Genomic DNA, 21,150 nt, shown 5'->3' with positions numbered 1-21,150 from the left:
GATTACAACCCCACCGTCTCTTTTAATGATTTCAGATAACGACGGCTGACCGGCACAATCTGCCCATCGCGCAGTAACAGTTCCGCCTGATTTTTATCCTCAAGGCGGATTTCTTTCAGATAATCCATATTCACCAGATACTGCCGGTGACAACGTAACAACGGCGTGCGGACTTCAAGCGTGCGCAATGTCAGTTCCGTAAAGGTCTCTTTGCCATCCTGTCCGGTCACGTACACCCCGCCGATGCGGCTGCTGACATAGGCCACATTTTCCATTTGCAGTAACCAGATACGGTTACTGCTGAGGCAGGGAATAAACTTCAGCGGCTGCTGGAATTGCGGCAGCAGGGAAATATCCTTTTCCTGATAACCAAGACGCAGTCTCGCCAGGGTTTTCTGTAGCCGCGCCGTCTGGATCGGTTTAAGCAGATAATCAAACGCGCACTGTTCAAACGCCTGCACCGCATACTCCTCAAAGGCGGTGAGAAAAACGATATGCGGGCGATGTTCCTGATCCAGCATACCGACCATTTCCAGTCCGCTGATACGCGGCATCTGAATATCCAGAAACACAATGTCAGGGCGGATTTTATGGATCATGCCGATAGCTTCAATGGCGTTGTTACATTCACCGACAATTTCAATATCGCTTTCGTCCTCAAGCAGCAGGCGCAAGTTCTCCAGCGCCAGCGGCTCATCATCGATAATCAGAACTCGTAACATATTGCTCCCTCAGACGGCAGACGAAGAGTCACCCGGGTAAAATCATCAGGCTTACAGCTAACGGTAATCCCGTAATCATCGCCAAATCGCGCCCGTAAACGCTTATCCACCAGACTCATACCCAGTCCGTCACTGCTCTCTTCCGGCTGATATAGCCCGGCGTTATCTTCCACTTCGACAATCACCATCTGCCCCTCGCTGTAGGCACGGATCACAATATTGCCATTGCTCAGCAGCTGAGAAGTGCCGTGTTTGATGGCGTTTTCCACCAGCGGTTGCAGAGTAAAAGCAGGCAAGCTCTGACTGGAAAAGGCCTCAGGAACCTGCAAATCCACCTTCAGCTGCGTCGGAAATCTTGCCAGCTCGATTTGCAGATAGGCATTCACATGCTCAAGTTCATCCGCCAGCGTGACGGCTTCGGAAGAGCGTTTGAGATTTTTGCGAAAGAACGTCGAGAGATACTGCACCAGTTGCCCGGCCTTATCGCTGTCGTGGCGGATCACCGCCATCAGCGTGTTAAGGGCGTTAAACAGAAAATGCGGATTCACCTGCGCGTGCAAAAGTTTGATTTCAGCTTGCGCCAGCAGCGCTTTTTGTTGTTCAAACTTACCGGCGAGGATTTGCGCCGACAGCAACTGAGCGATGCCCTCACCCAATGTGCGGTTGATGGAACTGAACAGCCGGTTGCGGACTTCATATAATTTGATGGTGCCGATCACCCGCTGATTCTCACCGCGCAGCGGGATCACAAGCGTTGAACCCAGCTTGCAGTTGGGATGCAGTGAACAGCGGTAAGGCAGCTCATTACCGTCGGCGTACACCACCTCATCGTTCTCAATGGCGCGCCAGGTATATTCGGAAGCTATCGGTTTGCCGACCAGATGGTGATCGTCGCCGATACCGGTAAAGGCCAGTAATTTCTCGCGATCGGTAATCGCCACGGCACCGATATCCAGCTCTTTAAGCAGCACCTGCGCCACTTTCATGCTGTTCTCTTCGTTAAAACCGAGCCTTAAAATACCTTCGGTTGAGGCCGCCACCTTCAGCGCCGTCGCCGAAAAAGCCGAGGTATATTTTTCGAACATCGCCCGCTTATCCAGCAGAATGCGCATAAACATCGCAGCGCCGAGGGTGTTGGTCACCATCATTGGCGCGGCAATACTGCCGACCAGATTTAGCGCATCGTGAAACGGACGGGCAATAAGCAGGATGATCAGCATTTGCAGCATTTCAGCGACAAACGTCACGCCAGCCGCTACCAGAGGATTGAACAGTTTATCGATGCGGCCACGCTTAATTAACACGCTGTGAACCAGACCGCCTATTAATCCCTCGGCGATGGTTGAAATCATGCAGCTCAGCGCCGTCATGCCGCCCATCGAATAACGGTGGATCCCGCCGGTCAGGCCGACTAATCCCCCGACCACCGGCCCGCCAAGCAATCCGCCCATCACCGCGCCGATGGCACGGGTGTTGGCAATCGAGTCTTCGATATGCAGCCCGAAATAGGTGCCCATAATGCAAAAAATGGAAAACGTGATATAGCACAACAGCTTGTGCGGCAGGCGCACCGTGACCTGAACCAGCGGAATAAATAACCGCGTTTTACTCATCAGCCAGGCAATCACCAAAAACACGCACATTTGCTGTAACAGCAGCAAGATCAGATTAAATTCGTACATTCCCGGAGCATCCAAAATACAACAAGCCGGTAATATATCTTGCTCAACAAAAATTTACCTTGAAGCCGCCCGAAGAACGGGAATGCAGTTGTTGACGGATTACGTTTTTATATGAATCAGCAATGAGAGTATAAAGCAGCGCTCATTTGCGTCCCCACTTACTGGAAATCCTCATAAGTGGCGTCAGGCTCATTCCCCTTGCGCAGTTTGCCGGCGATATCCGTCAGCGCGGCGGTATCCTCTGTGGTCAGGAATTTCAGAAAATATTGTCTGACTGCGGCGGCATGTAGCGGTTCTGCCTCAGTTATTTGCCTGATGCCCTCTTCGGTTATGCACACCATCACGCCCTGCCCCGACCGGTTCTCACGGGTCACGACTTCGCGGGTCTCCATCCTGCTCAGCTGATGTGACAGGCGGCTTTTGTCCCAGCCAAGAAACTGCTGAATGTCACGCTGCCGGAGCTCTCCGTGGCGGGTCGCTTTCAGCAGAGCCAGGATGGCAAAATCCTGCCCGGAAATGCCGGTCGCTTTCTGTAACTCGCTGGCAATTCTGGATGAAATCACTTCAGCCATCCGGCGAAAACCCCGCCACGCCATGAGTTCCTGATCGGTTAATTTTTCTGTTTTCATAGCCACAGTTTATCATACAAGGTTGACATATCAACCCGAAAGGATAAGCATGTTGACATATCAACTCAGGCGTCATTCCCGCCTGTTCAACATTCTTAAGGAAACAAAATGACACAACCTATCACGATTATTGGCGCAGGGCTTGGCGGATTAGTCCTCGCCAGAGTACTGCATGTTCACGGCATCGCGGCGACAGTTTATGAGGCAGATGCCTCGGCAGGAGCACGCTCTCAGGGCGGAATGCTGGACATTCATGACTACAACGGACAGCTGGCACTGAAAGACGCCGGGTTATACGAAGAATTCACCCGGCTTATCCATGCAGGCGGTGAAGCCACAAAAGTCTACGACAAAAACGGCGCGCTGCTTTTTGCCGAAGGTGATAACGGAACCGGCAACCGTCCGGAAGTGCTGCGCGGCGAACTGCGCCAGATCCTGCTGGGATCCCTGCCCGCCGGAACCGTTCAGTGGGGGCACAAAGTGACGTCGGTAACGGCCAACGGCGTCGGGAAGCACGTTGTGAGATTTGAAAATGGGTCAGAGACAATCACCGGACTTCTGGTGGGCGCGGACGGCGCGTGGTCCAGGGTTCGCCCGCTGGTTTCGGCCGCGACTCCGGCCTATACCGGTAATGTCTATGTGGAAATCTGGCTGCGGGATGCCGATAAACGGCATCCGGCGGGCGCACAGGCGGTCGGCGGCGGGTCGATGTTTGCCGTGGCTCCCGGCAAAGGCATTCTGGCGCACCGCGAACCTGACAGTGTGTTGCATACCTATGTGTCGCTGAACAAACCTCTGGACTGGCCGGAAGGTATCGACCGCACTACAGCCAAAACTTCGCTGGCTGAAGTGGCCGCCGAATTTGCAGGATGGGCACCGGAACTGTTATCGCTGATAACAGAAAGTGATACCGCCCCTGCTTTCCGCCCTGTTTACTCGCTGCCTTACGGGCACGAATGGCAACATGTTCCCGGTGTCACCCTGATTGGCGATGCGGCACATCTGATGGCACCGAATGGTGAAGGGGCAAATCTCGCCCTGTTTGATGGTGCAGAACTGGGCAAAGCGATTGCCGCCAATCCGGACGACTTAAGCGCCGCTATCCTCGAATACGAAAAACAGCTGTTCCTGCGCACCGCCGCCGTTGCCGTGGAAACTCAGGAACTTTTAGTGACCTTATTCGGCGCTGACTCCCCGCAAAGCCTGGTGGAAATGTTTACACAGCCGCAGTTCTGAAAAGCAAAGACGTACCTTATTTGGTAAGGTGCGTCTGAAGATTGCAGGATGATTATCCCGTCACCGCAACGTAGCGCCGCAATTGATTATCAGCAAACAGCCACAATCACGGTTGCTCACCGCTGGCTGATAAAGCAAAGGTTCCCACCGGCGTGACGGGCAGATATTTTTGATAATAATCGTGATAGCTTTTCACAGGATCAATATCTTTAAATAAGTCAGGATAAAGAGATTTGGCGATAAACTGCACCATCGTGAAATCAACCAGCGTTCGCGATGCGCCCTGGTAAACGCCGAAGAGTTTGCCATTTTTTATTGCCGGTAATGAACTCCAGCCATTACGTTGCGCGAACCCGTTGAGTTTTGTTCTCGCCGTGGCTTCATTGACCCCAATACCCATTTCTAATGCGTTATCAACCTTATTATTTTCCCTGCCGGAAATAAAAATGACATCAGGTTTAGCGACCAGTAATTGCTCGGGATTAATTTCGCCCCACTGTTTTACAAAAGGTGCCGCGATATTCTCACCGCCAGCGAGACGCAGCATCACACCCCACATATTTTCGCCGTAGGTAAATGAATACTCCGCCGGACCTTTATTGCCAAATTCAATGTAAACTTTTGGCTCAGGCAGGTTTGCCTGTTTGATCCGGTCTTCAATCAGCGCGAGGTTATTTTTATAAAGCCGGGCAAGTTCATCCGCGCGGGCGGTCTGGCCGGTTAATACCCCGATAATTTCCGTGGATTTCACATGATTTTCAACCGTCTGGTCGTTGTAATCGAGCACCACAACCGGAATGTTCAGGCTTTGAAGTTGCGTAACTTCATACTTCAGTGCGGCGTACTGCCAGCTGGCTAAAATGACGACATCCGGTTTCAGGCTGATCACTTTTTCCAGTGACACATTGTGCAGGTCGATTTCACCTATATCCGGGATGTCGGCAATGGACGGGCGGTGTTTAATATACATATCCCAGTTGGCCGGAACCTTACCATGCCAGGCTTCGCGGGAAATGCCGACAATATGATCAAAGGCCTGTTCACCGCCAACGGCCATATAATCTTCAAAATAAAAACCTAATACCGCTCTTTTTACCGGAGTATTTAGGGTTATTTTATTTCCCAGTACATCGGTCAGTGTGGTGGTTGCCGCACTGGCCTGTCCGGCGATCACGACTGACAGCATGAAAAGCAAAGTATGAAGAAACTTCATTTTATTCCCTTAGGTATTGTAAGATTATTATCTGAGGATGAAATCCATTTTTAAAGATACGATTTATTCCACGTTTTATTTCACTTAAGTCACTGCAAAAATGTAATTCCGCCGCGTCATTATCGCGGTGATATATTATACATTTGGTCGGGTTCATGAGTACAGTCCGGATGCGGCGTTGCCGCTGACAGGCCGGCCACGACATATCGTCTGATGCCCACTTTGAAAACGAACGCTGATATTCACCTTATAACGCTTCTCTGAGGCTGAGCTATAATTCAGGTTTTACCGATGAGAAGGATACTTATATGGCTCCCGTCGCAAGTCTATCAGGTGGCATAATATTTATTATCATTGGCATAGTGATGCTGTGGTTATTAATCAAGGCCTATAAAGCCAATCAGAACAAGAAGTTCTTCACGCCGAGCAAATGCATGTTGCTCATCGGAACTGTCGTCTCTTTCGTTATTTCCATCGTATTTTTCACCTCCTCATCCTGATTTCAGCCGGATATTTTCCGTTAACGCCCCGGCCATAACCGGGGCCAGTCATCCGGCAAGTTATGCGACAAGTCCCCGGCTCCGTCATCCTCGTCTATGATTATTATTCGTTTGCTAACTGACCGTTTCATCGCCCATTTTTATGCGAGGTAAAGAGATGTATTTCAGCGCATTCACCACCAGCTGGGGGGCTAATTTCATTGCCGCCGGTACGGTTCACTTTCGGGTCTGGGCACCGGGTCAGGCGAAATTAACCCTGCGGCTCTCGGGTCAGGATAAAGAAATGACCGCCGCTGAAAACGGCTGGTTTGAGACCGAGGCTACCGGTGTGTCTGCCGGTGAGGCGTACCAGTTTGTGCTGGCGGATGGCATGACGGTGCCTGATCCGGCTTCACGTAGCCAGCAGGCGGACGTTAACGGCCCTTCGCTTGTCATGTCATCAGAAAGCTATCAGTGGCAAAACCCTGACTGGGCAGGACGTCCGTGGGAAGAATCGGTCATTTATGAACTGCATATCGGCACGTTTACCCCGCAGGGAACGTTTCGGGCAGCGATGGAAAAACTGCCTTATCTCGCCGAAACCGGCATCACCATGATAGAGGTGCTGCCGCTCGCGCAGTTTGGTGGTCATCGTGGCTGGGGATATGACGGTGTTTTGCTTTATGCGCCGCACTCCGCTTACGGCACGCCGGATCATTTCAAAGCGTTTGTCGATGCGGCACACGGTCACGGCATTTCCGTGGTGCTGGATATCGTGCTCAACCACTTTGGCCCGGAGGGCAACTATCTGCCTTTGCTGGCACCGCAGTTCTTCGATCCGGTACGCCAGACGGCCTGGGGCGCAGGCATCGCCTATGATCAGGATGGCGCCCGTCAGTACATTCTGGAAGCGCCGCTTTACTGGCTGAAAGAGTACCACCTCGACGGGCTGCGTTTTGACGCCGTCGATCAGATGGAAGATGCCTCCGAACCGCACATCCTGCCGCAGATCGCCCGGCGGATCCGCGCTGAAATCACCGATCGCCCCCTCCATCTGACCACCGAAGACAGCCGCAATGTTACCTTGTTGCATCCGCGCACGCCGGAAGGCGAGGTTCCGCTGTTCACCGCCGAATGGAATGACGATTTGCATAACGCCATCCATGTTCTCAGCACCGGCGAAACGCATGCTTACTATCAGGATTTCGCCGCTGACCCTACGGGCATGGCCGCCCGCGCGTTTGCTGAAGGGTTCGCCTATCAGGGGGAGATTTCCCCGCAAAGCGGCAAGCCTCGCGGGGAAAAGAGCCACGGTCAGCCCCCGGTTGCCTTTGTGGATTTCATTCAAAACCACGATCAGATTGGTAACCGCGCACAGGGCGACCGGCTTATTACGCTGGCCGGTGTGCGCAAAACACGCGTCCTGCTGGCGGCGTTACTGCTGTCGCCCCATATCCCGCTGCTGTTTATGGGTGAAGAGTATGGCGAAACCCATCCGTTTCTGTTTTTCACCGATTTTGAAGGCGAACTGGCGAAAGCCGTTCGCGAAGGACGTGCGCGGGAATTTGAAGGCCACAGCGGATATGGCAATGAGAGCGTGCCCGACCCTAACGCCGCAAAAACTTTCGAAAGGTCTAAACTTGACTGGCAGAAGACCGCCAGCCCTGAAGGTGCGGACAATCTGGCGCTGACCCGAACCTTGCTCACGCTGCGCCGGGAATATGTGGTGCCGTTACTCACTCCGCCACAGGGCAACGTCGGCAAAATCGTGCAGGCTTGCGGGGACGTTCTCGCCGTCACCTGGACATTCCCCAAAGGCACCCTTTCTCTGGCCTTCAATCTCGGGGAAACCGCGCAGCCACTGCCGGAACAACCGGGTGACACGCTGTTTGCCTGGCCCGAAGCGACAGGAAAGTTAGAACCCGTTTCGATCATCGTCCGTCTTTCCCGGGGAGAATAAACGTGAACATACCCGCTGCGACCTACCGAATTCAGTTCCGCGATGGCATGGACTTTGACAAAGCAGCGACACTTATCCCTTATTTGAAACATCTGGGGATCAGCCATTTGTATGCCTCGCCGGTTTTTACCGCGACCTCCGACTCTACGCACGGTTACGACATTACTGACGCCAATGAAATCGATCCGATATTAGGCGGACGCGAAGGATTTGACCGCCTGTCGCAGGCATTGAAAGCGGCCGGTATGGGACTGATTCTGGATATTGTGCCCAATCACATGGCCGCGTCGCTGGAAAATCCGTGGTGGCGTGACGTCATTGAACAGGGTGAAAAAAGCCGTTATGCGCGGCATTTTGACATCGACTGGTCGCGGCGGCTTACCCTGCCATTTCTCGGCGATACGTTTGAAGAGGTGCTGGCAAAGGGTGAAATCACCCTGAAGCCGGATCCCCAAACCGGTCAGCCCGCGCTGGCTTATTTCGATGCGTATTACCCTCTCGCGCCAGACACCTATCCGTCAGGCGAAACCCCACCAAATCACGCGGCTTTAGCCGATTTACATGAGCGCCAGCCCTACCGGCTGATGTCATGGCGGGATGCGCCGCGCGAGCTCTCCTACCGGCGATTTTTTGAAATTACCGGCCTCGCAGGCGTACGGGTGGAAGATGACGCGGTGTTTGATGATACGCACCGGTTAATCCTCGAACTGGTGCATTCCGGCGCGGTGAGCGGACTGCGGGTCGATCATGTGGACGGCCTTGCCGATCCGAAAGCCTATCTCGAACGTCTGCGGGAAAAAGCCGGAGCGGAATGCTATATCACGGTGGAAAAAATCCTCGGCAAAGGCGAGCGGTTGCCTGCTGACTGGCCGGTTTCCGGCACTACCGGATATGAGTTTATCGCCGCGCTTTCCGATGTGCTGGTCGAAGATGAAAACATCGCAGTGTTGCGCAATCTGTATGAGAACGTCGTCGGCAAGCCGGTTGATATGCGCGACGAGTTACGCGCCGCCAAACTGATGATGGTCGAGAAAAATTTCGAAGGGGAATTCAACACGCTCTGCCAGCTGGCGCTGGATATTGCGGGAAAAGAATGCCACGCATGGGATGCCAATACCCTGCGCGCCGCGCTGCGGGAACTGCTGATCGCTTTCCCGGTTTATCGCACCTATGGTACATCACAGGGACTGCCCGCAGATGACGCTGCGCTGCTGCATCAGATTATCGCGAAGATAAATACCTCCGCACTCGACGTGCCTGCGGATATTCTCGATTTTCTGGCACGCATTATTTCTGCGCAAACACCGGCCTGCGCATCCGGTCAGGCCAGTCTGTTCCGCACCCGTTTTCAGCAACTGACCGGCCCGCTGATGGCGAAATCCGTGGAGGATACCCTGTTCTTTCGCCAGCATATGGATCTCGCCCTCAACGAAGTGGGCGCCGAGCCTCTGCTGCGCAAATTCTCTCCCGACCGCTTCCATCAGGAAATGAGCCGCCGTCTCGAAGAACAACCGGCCGCCCTCTCCACTACCTCAACTCACGATACCAAACGCGGCGAAGATGCCCGCGCCAGACTGTTTACCCTGACTGAAGCGCCGGAACTCTGGGCGGAAAATGTCACCCGCTGGCATCAGATGAATCAGTCTAAAGTGCTCACGTTGCCCGACGGCCCGGCACCGAAACTGACCGGCGCATGGATGCTCTATCAGGCGCTGGCCGGTGCATGGCCGGCAACGCTGCGTCCGGACGACAAAGAAGGGTTAAGTGAACTCAATGAAAGACTTCAGCTTTTCGTTGAAAAAGCGCTGCGTGAAGCCAAACTGCGCACCAACTGGGGTGACAGTAATGACGATTATGAAAACGCGGTGCTCGGTTATACCCGTCATTTGGTTTCACCGGACAATCCCGTTTTTCTGAATGATTTTTACGCCGCACTCCGGCCTTTTATCCGCGCCGGACTGGTGAACAGTCTGACCCAGACAGTGATCAAAATGATGGCACCGGGTGTACCGGATATTTATCAGGGCAGCGAATTGCTCAATGACAGTCTGGTGGATCCTGATAACCGGCGTCTGCCAGATTTCAGTGAGCTGGAACGGCTGCTGGTACAGGGAGAAAAACCGGAGTGGGACAACGAAGCCGCCTGGACGAGCGGGCAGTTGAAACAACATATTGTCGCGGTGCTCGCCCGTTATCGTCAGCAGAAGCCCGCCTTATTTTTGCAGGGTGATTATGTGCCGCTGACCGCAACGGGCGATCGCGCTGAAAACGTAATCGCGTTTGCGCGACAGGAAAAGAACGATGCCGTGATTGTCGCGGCACCGCGTCTGGTCTTTGATGAGCAAACGGTCAGTTTTAGCCAGTCACAAGGCGGATTTGATATGCAGGTGTTGCTGCCAGACTCGCTGGCTCACCGTTCCTACCGGGATCTGCAGAGCGGCAGAGAAATCACGGTCACCGACCGGATAGACCTCAGCACCTGGCCCCGTGATGAGCCGGTAGTGCTGTGTTCCGTGGTCCGCTGATTTCGCTCATTTAATCAGCAATTTTTTAGGAATAAGCGGAATAATATCCGCAGCGGTCAATTATCAACTAGTCTTAAAGTCGGTTAACAAAAGGAGAGAACCATGTCATCACATGATATCGATGCAGATGCAAACCATCTGGCAGATAAGCTCGAAGATAAGGGCAACCAGCTTGCCGGTGAAGCCCAAAAACAATTTGGCGATTTTGTTGATTCTCCTAAGCACCAGATTAAAGGCGCAGCGCGTAAATACTCGGCTCAGGCCAGTGAAGTCGTCTCTGACGTCGCGGAGAAAATCAAAGAAAATCCTCTGTCCGGCTTAATCGCGGCAGGCGCCATCGGCGTAGTTCTCGGGTTGTTGCTCGGTCGTAAATAGGTCGGCATCGTCCGGATAAAAGGCCTCCGGGCCTTTTTTTATGGTCTGTGAAAAGGGGAATGTGCGATCAAAGCCCCACTTTTGGCGTACATGCGGATTTCACCTACACATTTTCGTCACATATGATGTGTACAGTGAACCTCTCTGTAGCAACCTACAGATACCTCGCGAGTTCCCCTCGTAACTTTCAAAAACCCGTTTCCCCTGACGGGTTTTTTATGCCTTTTTCTTTCCGTTTATACGTCTCAGCACTTGAGAAAAATCCCATAAACCTGATTAAACAATCGCTGTTACGTCCAGATTTAAACAAACCTGCGGTTTTATCGCCATATTTCGCGCTGGTACACTGCATCGCAATAATTAAGATTCAGAGTAAAGACAGGAATACGTGTGAAAAAGATCATGATGTTATTGGCATTGATATTAGCGGGGTGCAGCTCGCCTGAAGCGCAAACGGTCCATGCGATTAATACGCTTTCTTATCCGACGCGTACTGCGCAGCAACCAGCCAGCGTAACGGCAAACATTTCACCCGACGATTTAGAAAATCAATATTCCAGTAATGAGTTATTAATCCTAAGACTCAGATCAAAAATTAAAGCCGCCAGCACAGACAAGATCCGTACCGAAGAGGTGTTTGATACGCATACGGATGTCGCGCAGGCATTTAACGCCCTGTCCCGTCTCGAACAGTTTCAAGCACTGAATACCGTGTATTACTCAGAAAAAGATATGAAGGGAATGGACGAAATACACCAAAAGCTCAGCCCGCTCATCTGAAAAACAGATAAAAAACCCGCCATGACGGCGGGTTCCTGAAAGACATCAACGACAGAAAAATTACCCGCGGATAAACGCCAGAATGTCCTTGTTGATCACATCAGCATGCGTGGTATGCATCCCGTGCGGATAACCCGGATAAATCTTCAGCGTGCTGTGCGCCAGCAGCTTATCCTGCAAAAGAGCCGCATCTTTATACGGTACAACCTGATCGTCATCCCCCTGCAATACCAGCGTCGGCACGGTAATGGCTTTCAAATCCCCGGTCTGGTCCGTCTCTGAAAATGCCTTAATCCCTTCATAATGCGCATTAGCACTGCCGGTCATCCCCTGACGCCACCAGTTATTGATGGTGCCTTGTGACACTTGCGCACCCTCGCGGTTAAATCCGTAGAAAGGCCCGGAAGCCACGTCCAGATAAAACTGCGCGCGGTTTGCGGCGAGCGCACTGCGTAAACCATCGAAAACGGCGATCGGCGTGCCATCGGGATTAGCGTCAGTCTTGACCATCAGCGGCGGCACGGCACTGATAAGCACCGCCTTCGCCACACGTCCCTGCGGCTGACCATATTTCGCCACATAGCGGGCAACCTGCCCTCCCCCCGTGGAATGACCAATATGTACGGCATCATGCAAATCAAGATGCTCGGCCACAGCGGAGGCATCCGACGCATAGTGATCCATATCGTTACCCTCACTGGTCTGATCCGAACGCCCGTGCCCGCGGCGGTCGATGGCAATCACACGAAAGCCTTCGGCCAGGAAGAACAACATCTGATTGTCCCAGTCATCAGCACTCAGCGGCCATCCGTGGTGGAAAACAATGGGTTGCTTGTTTTTTGGCCCCCAGTCCTTGAAGAAAATATTAACGCCGTCGTTGGTTTTAACAAATGGCATAGAATGCACTCCTCAGCAGATTATCGGGAAAACAGTACGGTATGCAGGGTGAGGTTTATAAAACGCGGATGCTCAGAAAGCGTAGCAAAGCCCGCTGAAATTGCCTGCCGCCGGACATATTTATCTCGCTGGGAGGCACTCAGCGGTGGAGGGCGTTACGCCATAATTCGGGGAGCGTGCTGATTAAGTTGCCGGTAACGGGCTGTTTTGTCTGACCGGGCTGCCAGATGGCCACCATGGTAATATTCAGTCCCTGATTGCCCACTTCCGTCTCTATTGCCTGCACATCCTTCCACGCGGATGCCTGATAATGCGTCGGTAAAAACCCCCAGCCCTGGCCATTCTCCAGCAAACACCGCAGCGTTGAGCGTTCGTTAACATACAAAGTATGACCCGAAATCTGTAACCGCTGGGCAATCTGTTCATCATGCTTGTGATGCATGACCAGCTGAGGTTTCAGGGAAAGATTGAGTAAGGTCAGCGGACGTTGCTGATGCTGAAATAACCCAATGGCGGCGTAAAAATCCAGTTCGATATGTCCCAGCGCGCACCACTCCATATCCATGCCCAGCGCACGATTGTTAGCCTGACAGACCGCAACCTGCGCCGTTCCGGCCTTCAGGGCAGCTTCGGCCTCTTCTCTCGACGCGCTCCATGCGCTGAAGCGGATCCCTTTTTCCGCCATCATCACGATCACCGCGTCGATAAACGCCTGCGATACGAAAGGATCGTAGACCATCACCAGTTCCTGTTGTCCGGACTGCGGCAGAGACTGCGCGTAAAACTCAAATGCCTGAGCCTGACGCATCAGCAAATGCGCCTGCCGGTGTAACTGCTGCCCCTGCTCCGTCAGCACCAGAGTGCGCCCCTGACGAATAAACAGCGTATAGCCCAGCGCGTCTTCCAGGTAATCAATGAGATCACGCAGCGTGGTGCGGTCTTTCCCCAGTGATAACGCGGCTTTGGACAGGTTCCCCAGCTCCGCCACACAGGCAAACGCCTCAATTTGTGAAATGGAATAACGTAATGCGGACATCTTCACTCCCTGAATACAGCCATGTTTACGGGGTATTTTCCCCCATCAGATGATTTTTTCAAACCATTTTCCCTCCCTATACTCAAGTTCCCCGATACTCTGATGGATAAGAAAAAACATGAAAACACGGAATCATCACCTCTTAAAACCTCTGATGCTGGCTATGGCCATGAGTGCAGCAGTCACGGTTATTACACCTGCATTTGCAGGGCAGACACAGGACTGCGGCGGCGTCATGCTCAGCACCTGCCCGACGCCGTTCGATAAGATGCTGCCGGATGCCAAAGACATGCTGAACTGGGATCAGGCCGCACGTGTTATTGGTTTTCGTAATGACTATCGTAATTATGCCGGTGACGTGTTCCGTCACGGCCAGGCCGCACCTTTTGTTCAGGCAGATAAACAGCTTCAGGATCCGACGTACAGCGTGAACGGTAAAACCTACACGCTTGCGGATTACCTGAAACGCGAAAATGTCACCGGTATGCTGGTGCTCAAAAACGGCAAAATCGCTTACAAATATCTGGGCGACGGCAATACCGACCACACGTTGTGGACATCCCGTTCCGTGGGCAAATCCGTGGTGTCAACGCTTGTCGGGATAGCTATCAAAGAAGGGAAAATCGGCTCAATAGATGATCTCATCACAGTCTACGAGCCCGAACTAAAGGGCACCGCGTGGGAAGGCGTGACGCTGCGCCAGCTTATCCAGCATACCTCCGGCGTGGCGTGGAATGAGGATTACGCCAATCCCGATTCGGATTTTGCTCATCTCACGCAATGTGAAGCGAATCCCGGGACTTACGATTGCGTACGTAAAATCATTACCGGGTTGAAACGGGCTCATCCGGCGGGCGAAACCTGGTCGTACTCCTCCGGCGGTGCCTGGCTGATGGGCGATGTGCTGGAAAAAGCCACCGGCAAGCCGCTTGCGAAGTATCTGGAAGAAACTATCTGGCAGCCTTACGGCATGGCGCAGGATGGCGTCTGGCATTCGTATCAGCAAGGGAAACACGATGTCGGGGCACACGGATTCAACGCGACGTTAGAAGACTGGGGTCGGTTCGGTGAGTTTGTAATGAGTGGCGGCCAGTTACCGGACGGCAAAAAAATCCTGCCTGAAAACTGGCTGACACAGGCAACTGACTGGAACAAAGCGAAAAATTCGGTTTCTGCCGGGCATCCGGACGGCATATACGGTTATCAGTGGTGGAACAACGCCGTGCCCGTCAATGCTAAAAATGTGACGCCAGCACCGTCTGAATCGTTAAAAGGTTCAATGTGGGCGCTGGGTATTTATGGTCAGGTGATTATGGTGAACCGTGCGGAAAACCTGGTGATTGTCCAGTGGTCAACATGGCCACAGGCAGAACCTGATTTCAGCGCACAGCCGCTGGAAGCCTCGCTGATGTACAGCGCGATTGCCCAACAGTTGAGATAATCAGATCCATTAACCAACAGGATTGCTGCGCGGTGATGCGCGGCAATCCTGTTTTTATCCTATGTCTGCGGTTTTACGCTGGCGGCTTCCCATTCTCCGACGTCGCTTTTCTCCGGTGTTTTAACAATCATATTGGGCAGCGCCATCTCTATCCCGTTTTCCATTAACTTTTCGATAATGCGGATGTTAATTTCCTGCTGGATATCCATGTATTTATTGTAATCGGCAGTATTAACGATATGCACCACTTCGATGTTCAGTCGGTCAGTGCCAAAACCCAGAAGATGTGCCCGGTCGAATTTCGTTTCGCCGACATCGATAATAATTTCTTTAACCATCTCACCAATATTACGCAGCTTGTCCGGCGGCGTATTGATGGCGATACCGAAATTAAACACGATGCGGCGGGTCTGCATACGTTTGTAATTATGCAGCGTCTGCTGAAGCAAAATGGCGTTCCCGCAGACAATTTGCTCGCCACTTAAACTGCGGATCCGCGTGGTTTTCAGACCGATATGTTCCACCGTACCGGCGACGTCATTGAACACCACAAAATCACCGATTTCGAACGGCTTATCAAAACCTATCGACAGCGAGGCAAACACATCGCTCAGAATGGTCTGGATGGCCAGTGCAATAGCAATACCGCCGACACCCAGACTGGCGACCAGCGCGGTAATGTTAACGCCGACGTTAGCCAGAATCGACAGCAGCATCACCGACCAGACCACCGCGCGGAATATCAGTCCGGTGATCACCAGCGTCACCGGGTTTTTGTTCATGCCCGGCTGTCTCATGATATGTCGCAGCCACGACACCACACCCTGATCGAGCCACAGCGCCATTTGCAGCGCCAGAACCAGGAACCACGCGTGACTGATGGTGTTGTAGAGATTGTCCGGCAGATTGACGAACCGCAGACTGAACAGGAATGCCGCAACAAATATCAGCAGGTTATTAGTGCGCTCGAGAACATCGCCCAATATGGACCGCATTCTGTTGGTCGCCGGATGCATCTCTCCCCAGCTCTTAACACCTTTGCGCAGAAACGACAGTAACCAGCTGAGCAGCCAGTAGGTCACCAGCGTGACCACCACCATCGACGCGACGCCTGTCCAGAATAACGGCGTCATCACCAGTGCGATAAAATTGAAATGTGACAGAAAATTCATCGTCCCTCCTCTTTTCAGCACAAACTTCCAGTATAGGAAACGAGGGTCAGCCGGGGAGAAGAATAGGAAAGTTCATAAGCCGTCAGGCATTGAGGGTAAAAAAGCATAAAAAAAACCGGCAATACTTTCGTATCACCGGCTTTTTGCTGCGCTTCAACGCAGAACTAAACCTTACTGGTTCAGCAGTTGCTGTGCGGTTTTCTCCACCAGCGCCAGCAGGATTTTCACATCTTCCAGCGTCACCGTCGGGTTCAGCAGAGTCAGTTTCAGGCAGGTCACGCCGTTATGTTCGGTCACACCAACGTTCGCGCGACCGGATTCCAGCAGCGCATCGCCGATTTTCTGGTTCAGCAAGGCGACAGCGGCATCGCTGCTGCCTGCCAGTTGCTCAGGACGATAACGGAACAGAACGCTCGCCAGCTGTGGCTTCATCACCAGTTCCAGCGCAGCCTCAGACGTCACATGCTGCGCGACTTCCTGTGCCAGCGTCACACCGTGGTCGATGATCGCGGCATACTGCTTCTGCCCTAACGCTTCAAGACCCATCCACAGTTTCAGTGCATCGAAACGACGGGTGGTTTGCAGCGATTTGGAGACCAGATTCGGCACGCCAGCGGCTTCGTCGAACTCAGAGTTCAGGTAAGCCGCCTGGTAGCGCATCAGCTCGTAATGACGCTCTTCTTTGAGCAGGAACGCGCCGCAGCTGATGGTCTGGAAGAACTGTTTGTGGAAGTCGAGGGTGATGGAATCCACTAACTCGATACCGTCCAGATAGTCGCGGTATTTTTCAGACAGCAATAACGCACCGCCCCACGCCGCATCCACATGAACCCAAATCTGATGCTCAGCAGCCAGTTCAGCAATTGCGCGCAGCGGGTCGATAGCACCGGCGTCGGTGGTTCCGGCGGTCGCCACGATCGCCAGTATCTGGTCACCATTAGCCTGCGCCTGTGCAACTTTCTCGCGCAAATCGTTGAGATCCATACGGGCAAACTCATCGGTTTTCACCAGTGTTACGCACTGATAACCCAGACCCAGCAATGCCATATTCTTCTGCACAGAGAAGTGTGCGTTTTCAGAACATAACACTTTAATTTTACGCAGATTGCCGACCAGACCATCCTGCTGAATGGAATGCCCCTGACGGGCAAAGAAGGCATCACGCGCCAGCATCAGCCCCATCAGATTGCTCTGGGTGCCGCCGCTGGTGAACACGCCCGCATCGCCAGCCTGATAACCCACCTGATTACGCAGCCATTCGATCAGTTTCATCTCAATGATGGTCGCTGACGGGCTTTGATCCCAGGAGTCCATACTCTGGTTAGTGGCGTTGATCAGCACTTCTGCGGCCTGGCTGACGACCAGACTCGGGCAGTGCAGATGCGCCACACATTGCGGGTGATGAACAGACAGACTGTCTTTTAAAAAGTATTCAATGGCACGTTCAATAGCAGCCTGGTTACCCAGGCCGTTTGGATTGAAGTCCAGTGTGATACGTTCACGCAACTGGGCAACGGTTTTACCCTGATACATTTCAGGTTGTTGCAGCCACTGCACAACAGCTTCAGTGCTCTGCGCAATGGCTTGCTGATAGGCTTCAGTGCTTTGCGCTGAACCTGCCAGAATCGGGTTTAACTCGGACATCAGAATCTCTTACTCCGCTCAGACAGGCTTGATGCCAGCCGCTAACAGCGCCTGCTCAAACTTATCGAGGAAAATACCCAGCTCATCATTAGTGATCAGCAGGGAAGGCAACAGGCGAAGAACGCAACCATTACGGCCACCGCGTTCGAGGATCAGACCCGCTTCGAAGCATTTTTTCTGCAACAGGGCAGAAAGCTCGCCGTCAGCCGGGTAGCAACCCATATGATCCTGCGCTTCGTTCGGTTTCACGATTTCAATACCGATCATCAGACCCAGACCGCGCACGTGACCGATGACCGGATAGCGTTTGTGCATATCAGCCAGTTTGCTTTTCAGCCACTCGCCCTGTGCAGCTACTTTGTCCGCTATCTTGTTGTCTTTGAGGATTTTCAGCGTGGTCAGGCCGGTCGCCATTGCCAGCTGGTTGCCACGGAAGGTCCCGGTATGGTGACCCGGCGCCCAGGCGTCGAACTGTTTTTTGATACCCAGCACGGCCAGTGGCAGACCACCGCCCACCGCTTTAGACATCACGATGATGTCCGGCTCAATACCCGCGTGTTCGAAGGCGAACTGTTTGCCGGTACGGCAGAATCCAGCCTGCACTTCGTCGAGGATCAGCAGAATGCCGTGTTCCTGAGTCACTTTACGGATGCGCTGCAACCACTCAGCCGGAGCCGGGTTCACGCCGCCTTCACCCTGAACGGCTTCCAGAATAACAGCCGCAGGTTTGCGCACGCCGCTTTCAACGTCGTTGATCAGGTTTTCGAAGTAGTAAGTTAATGCTTTAACGCCAGCGTCACCGCCAATGCCCAGCGGGCAGCGGTACTGATGCGGGTAAGGCATAAACTGCACTTCCGGCATCATGCCGTTAACCGCTTCTTTCGGTGACAGGTTACCGGTGACAGCCAGAGTGGCGTGAGTCATGCCGTGGTAGCCACCAGAGAAACTGATGATACCGGTACGGCCAGTGACTTTTTTTGCCAGTTTCATTGCCGCTTCAACAGCATCAGCACCAGACGGGCCGGTGAACTGAAGGCAATATTCTTTGCCCTGTTGTGGCAATAAAGAAAGAAGGTATTCGGAGAACTGATCTTTCAACGGTGTTGTCAGATCCAGTGTATGTAACGGCAAGCCGCTGGTAATGACATTTTGGATGCTTTGCAGCACGTCCGGATGATTATGTCCCAGAGCCAGCGTACCCGCGCCTGCCAGGCAATCAAGATATTGATTATTCTCAACATCAGTGATCCACACGCCATTGGCTTTCGCTATTGCCAGAGGCAATTTACGAGGATAGCTCCGAACATTCGATTCAAATTCAGCTTGTCTCGCCAAATAGGTTTCATTGTTTCCGTTTAATGAATTCGCACCTAAACTGTCAATACGGACTTTATCCGTCATCATATCTCTCCTACAACCGTGGGTTATTAGAACGCCACAATTGAATAAATTTGATTAAGAAAATTACTAGCCTGTGAAAAACGCGGCCAATATATGGCTTTTTTGCCCCCACCTCAATAATTTATTTTGTATAGATTTGTTTATTCTTTTGCATACGAATCAATATGTTGATGATTTAATGAACGATCGTGCTGAGTTAACCCCATTACGCGGTCATTAATAAAGGCATAAAAAGCACTTCCGGCCTGTTAAACGCGGGTTAAACACCTATTACAACAGGCACAAAAACCCTCTGCTGTCCCGCACAGGTACGGCCAGATGACCGCGACACCCCATCCCCTGGAATGCCCGTTCAGACGCATTACTGTACATAGCTATTATAGCCGCAGGGACAATGGATAAGCGCCAATAATAATTAAACCCCCAGTAACTGGCTGAATACTGGCCTGATATAAATGTTTAAATATATTACACCGATATAAATTCCACTTAGGGACAACAATATTAGGACTTTTATTACTGCCATTAATACAAGGTTATTCTGTAAGGATATAAGTGCGTGGAACGCTGACAGTCTTCATTGACGGGAAATACTTTCACTCATTTTTCAAATTCTTAACAAGGCCTTTCTTTACGGCGAAGCCCGAAAGATGAGCCGCTTGATACAGATTCATGAATACAGTTCATAAACTCTTGCAGACAACACCCTCTAATCTGATGAAAGCTCTGGCGCTACTATTATTGACACTGACTATTAGCGCTGACTACTGGCACTCAGCATCTGCCGTTACGTGTAACGAAAAATCCTGAAATCCCATAATCACAAGATGACAGGATATTAAAACATCAATCGAGGAAAAACACATGCAAAAACGTCTGCTGGGAAAATCTGGCCTTGGAGTTTCTTCAATCGGTTTAGGCTGCATGGGGCTAAGCCACGGTTATGGCCCCGCTACCGATACCAAACAGGCGGTCGAACTGATCCGAGCTGCCGTTGAACGGGGCGTGACTTTCTTTGATACCGCGGAAGTTTACGGCCCGTATCTCAACGAAGAAGTGGTCGGCGAAGCGCTGGCGCCGGTGCGCGATAAAGTCATTATCGCCACCAAATTTGGTTTCACCTTCGGGGATGACAACAAACAGCAAATCCTCAACAGCCGCCCGGAACATATCCGCCAGGCAGTTGAAGGTTCGCTGAAACGCCTGAAAACGGATGTTATAGACCTGTTGTATCAGCATCGGGTTGATCCTGAAGTGCCGATTGAAGACGTCGCCGGTACGGTGAAAGACCTGATCAGCGAAGGTAAGGTGAAGCATTTCGGGCTGTCCGAAGCGGGGGCGCAGACCATACGCCGTGCGCACGCGGTACAACCGGTGACCGCGCTGCAAAGTGAATATTCGATGTGGTGGCGCGAGCCGGAGCAGGAAATTATTCCGACGCTGGAAGAGCTGGGCATCGGTTTTGTGCCATTCAGCCCGTTAGGTAAAGGCTTCCTGACCGGATCCATCGCCGCAGATTCCACTTTCGGCAGTGACGATTTCCGAAGTAAAGTGCCGCGTTTTTCTCCGCAAGCGCTGGAAGCTAACCAGAGCCTGGTCGCGGTCCTGCATCAGATTGCGCAGGATAAGAAAGTGACGCCGGCGCAGATCGCTTTAGCCTGGTTACTGGCGCAGAAACCGTGGATAGTGCCGATCCCGGGCACCACAAAACTGCACCGTCTGGAAGAAAATCTGGGCGCGGCGGATGTGACGCTGTCAGACAGCGAACTGCGCACCATTGCCACCGCGCTGGAAACAGTGAAAGTTCAGGGCGATCGTTATCCGGCTTCACTGATGGCGCGGGTCGGGCGTTAGACGGATGTAAAAAAGGGTCCTCGCGGATAATGCTGGTCACTTAAGGTGACCAGCATTGTTTTTTAAAGGATATTTCGACCTTTTTTCTCTCACTTCCCTTGCAT

16 protein-coding genes are annotated in these 21,150 nt (G+C 52.5%); 7 read left to right on the top strand and 9 right to left on the bottom strand.

The genetic code is table 11. The features are described from left to right. Nucleotides 1-2 precede the first annotated feature (2 nt). From btsR to D6C13_RS13805, 3 genes are all read right to left on the bottom strand, one after another. Nucleotides 3-722, bottom strand: coding sequence for a two-component system response regulator BtsR (gene btsR / locus D6C13_RS13815; RefSeq protein WP_120133306.1), 720 nt, complete (start codon nt 720-722; stop codon nt 3-5). After that, a complete protein-coding gene (locus tag D6C13_RS13810) occupies nt 707-2,404 on the bottom strand; it encodes a sensor histidine kinase (RefSeq protein WP_120133305.1) in 1,698 nt (565 codons plus the stop codon). Before D6C13_RS13810 ends, btsR begins: the two co-directional genes overlap by 16 nt. Before the next feature lie 158 nt (nt 2,405-2,562). Next, on the bottom strand, nt 2,563-3,033 hold the full coding sequence (locus D6C13_RS13805; protein ID WP_120133304.1) for a MarR family winged helix-turn-helix transcriptional regulator: 471 nt from the start codon (nt 3,031-3,033) through the stop codon (nt 2,563-2,565). A gap of 108 nt (nt 3,034-3,141) precedes the next feature. Between D6C13_RS13805 and D6C13_RS13800 the strand changes: the two genes are divergently transcribed. Next, nucleotides 3,142-4,269: an FAD-dependent oxidoreductase gene (locus D6C13_RS13800; protein ID WP_120133303.1), complete on the top strand. Its 1,128-nt coding sequence runs from the start codon at nt 3,142-3,144 to the stop codon at nt 4,267-4,269. 106 nt (nt 4,270-4,375) lie between these two features. Here the strand turns inward: D6C13_RS13800 and D6C13_RS13795 are convergent, their stop codons facing one another. Next, entirely contained in the window at nt 4,376-5,482 is a 1,107-nt protein-coding gene (locus D6C13_RS13795) for an ABC transporter substrate-binding protein (RefSeq protein WP_120133302.1), read from the bottom strand. A gap of 657 nt (nt 5,483-6,139) precedes the next feature. Between D6C13_RS13795 and treZ the strand changes: the two genes are divergently transcribed. From treZ to D6C13_RS13770, 4 genes are all read left to right on the top strand, one after another. Beyond that, nucleotides 6,140-7,921 (top strand): malto-oligosyltrehalose trehalohydrolase, encoded by a 1,782-nt coding sequence (gene treZ / locus D6C13_RS13785; RefSeq protein WP_120133300.1) that lies wholly within the window; start codon nt 6,140-6,142, stop codon nt 7,919-7,921. Nucleotides 7,922-7,923: 2 nt separating this feature from the next. Next, the gene (gene treY, locus D6C13_RS13780) at nt 7,924-10,446 is read left to right on the top strand and encodes a malto-oligosyltrehalose synthase (RefSeq protein WP_120133299.1); all 2,523 of its coding nucleotides are present in this window, start codon (nt 7,924-7,926) and stop codon (nt 10,444-10,446) included. Between the two features lie 102 nt (nt 10,447-10,548). Next, nucleotides 10,549-10,821, top strand: coding sequence for an ElaB/YgaM/YqjD family protein (locus tag D6C13_RS13775; protein ID WP_120133298.1), 273 nt, complete (start codon nt 10,549-10,551; stop codon nt 10,819-10,821). 390 nt (nt 10,822-11,211) lie between these two features. Further along, entirely contained in the window at nt 11,212-11,601 is a 390-nt protein-coding gene (locus D6C13_RS13770) for a hypothetical protein (RefSeq protein ID WP_120133297.1), read from the top strand. Between the two features lie 60 nt (nt 11,602-11,661). On the opposite strand, the gene D6C13_RS13765 is transcribed toward D6C13_RS13770, so the two are convergent. Together D6C13_RS13765 and D6C13_RS13760 are read right to left on the bottom strand one after the other, a co-directional pair. After that, a complete protein-coding gene (locus tag D6C13_RS13765) occupies nt 11,662-12,498 on the bottom strand; it encodes an alpha/beta fold hydrolase (RefSeq protein ID WP_120133296.1) in 837 nt (278 codons plus the stop codon). A gap of 139 nt (nt 12,499-12,637) precedes the next feature. Beyond that, nucleotides 12,638-13,534, bottom strand: a complete 897-nt coding sequence (locus D6C13_RS13760; RefSeq protein ID WP_120133295.1) for a LysR family transcriptional regulator — start codon at nt 13,532-13,534, stop codon at nt 12,638-12,640. A gap of 118 nt (nt 13,535-13,652) precedes the next feature. On the opposite strand from D6C13_RS13760, the gene D6C13_RS13755 reads away from it, so the two are divergent. Next, complete coding sequence (locus tag D6C13_RS13755) at nt 13,653-14,975, top strand: serine hydrolase domain-containing protein (RefSeq protein ID WP_208642895.1); 1,323 nt, start codon at nt 13,653-13,655, stop codon at nt 14,973-14,975. Nucleotides 14,976-15,034: 59 nt separating this feature from the next. On the opposite strand, the gene D6C13_RS13750 is transcribed toward D6C13_RS13755, so the two are convergent. From D6C13_RS13750 to D6C13_RS13740, 3 genes are all read right to left on the bottom strand, one after another. Beyond that, nucleotides 15,035-16,147 (bottom strand): mechanosensitive ion channel family protein, encoded by a 1,113-nt coding sequence (locus D6C13_RS13750; protein WP_120133294.1) that lies wholly within the window; start codon nt 16,145-16,147, stop codon nt 15,035-15,037. Nucleotides 16,148-16,318: 171 nt separating this feature from the next. After that, nucleotides 16,319-17,791 carry a pyridoxal phosphate-dependent decarboxylase family protein gene (locus D6C13_RS13745; RefSeq protein WP_120133293.1) on the bottom strand — a complete coding sequence of 491 codons (1,473 nt, stop codon included), beginning with the start codon at nt 17,789-17,791 and terminating at the stop codon, nt 16,319-16,321. An 18-nt stretch (nt 17,792-17,809) separates the two neighbouring features. Next, a complete protein-coding gene (locus D6C13_RS13740) occupies nt 17,810-19,195 on the bottom strand; it encodes a diaminobutyrate--2-oxoglutarate transaminase (RefSeq protein ID WP_120133292.1) in 1,386 nt (461 codons plus the stop codon). Nucleotides 19,196-20,056: 861 nt separating this feature from the next. On the opposite strand from D6C13_RS13740, the gene D6C13_RS13735 reads away from it, so the two are divergent. Continuing rightward, complete coding sequence (locus tag D6C13_RS13735; protein WP_120133291.1) at nt 20,057-21,046, top strand: aldo/keto reductase; 990 nt, start codon at nt 20,057-20,059, stop codon at nt 21,044-21,046. Nucleotides 21,047-21,150 lie beyond the last annotated feature (104 nt).

Source organism: Rahnella woolbedingensis (genome assembly GCF_003602095.1).
Classification (GTDB): domain Bacteria; phylum Pseudomonadota; class Gammaproteobacteria; order Enterobacterales; family Enterobacteriaceae; genus Rahnella; species Rahnella woolbedingensis.
Note: the sequence above shows the minus strand (reverse complement) of the source record. Positions and strands in the feature narration are given on the sequence as shown.

Excerpts from the sequence above, each read along its gene's own strand:
- btsR (WP_120133306.1), bottom strand. The coding sequence starts at position 722 with ATGTTACGAGTTCTGATTATCGATGATGAGCCGCTGGCGCTGGAGAAC.
- D6C13_RS13810 (WP_120133305.1), bottom strand. The coding sequence starts at position 2,404 with ATGTACGAATTTAATCTGATCTTGCTGCTGTTACAGCAAATGTGCGTG.
- D6C13_RS13805 (WP_120133304.1), bottom strand. The coding sequence starts at position 3,033 with ATGAAAACAGAAAAATTAACCGATCAGGAACTCATGGCGTGGCGGGGT.
- D6C13_RS13800 (WP_120133303.1), top strand. The coding sequence starts at position 3,142 with ATGACACAACCTATCACGATTATTGGCGCAGGGCTTGGCGGATTAGTC.
- D6C13_RS13795 (WP_120133302.1), bottom strand. The coding sequence starts at position 5,482 with ATGAAGTTTCTTCATACTTTGCTTTTCATGCTGTCAGTCGTGATCGCC.
- treZ (WP_120133300.1), top strand. The coding sequence starts at position 6,140 with ATGTATTTCAGCGCATTCACCACCAGCTGGGGGGCTAATTTCATTGCC.
- D6C13_RS13775 (WP_120133298.1), top strand. The coding sequence starts at position 10,549 with ATGTCATCACATGATATCGATGCAGATGCAAACCATCTGGCAGATAAG.
- D6C13_RS13765 (WP_120133296.1), bottom strand. The coding sequence starts at position 12,498 with ATGCCATTTGTTAAAACCAACGACGGCGTTAATATTTTCTTCAAGGAC.
- D6C13_RS13760 (WP_120133295.1), bottom strand. The coding sequence starts at position 13,534 with ATGTCCGCATTACGTTATTCCATTTCACAAATTGAGGCGTTTGCCTGT.
- D6C13_RS13755 (WP_208642895.1), top strand. The coding sequence starts at position 13,653 with ATGAAAACACGGAATCATCACCTCTTAAAACCTCTGATGCTGGCTATG.
- D6C13_RS13750 (WP_120133294.1), bottom strand. The coding sequence starts at position 16,147 with ATGAATTTTCTGTCACATTTCAATTTTATCGCACTGGTGATGACGCCG.
- D6C13_RS13745 (WP_120133293.1), bottom strand. The coding sequence starts at position 17,791 with ATGTCCGAGTTAAACCCGATTCTGGCAGGTTCAGCGCAAAGCACTGAA.
- D6C13_RS13740 (WP_120133292.1), bottom strand. The coding sequence starts at position 19,195 with ATGATGACGGATAAAGTCCGTATTGACAGTTTAGGTGCGAATTCATTA.
- D6C13_RS13735 (WP_120133291.1), top strand. The coding sequence starts at position 20,057 with ATGCAAAAACGTCTGCTGGGAAAATCTGGCCTTGGAGTTTCTTCAATC.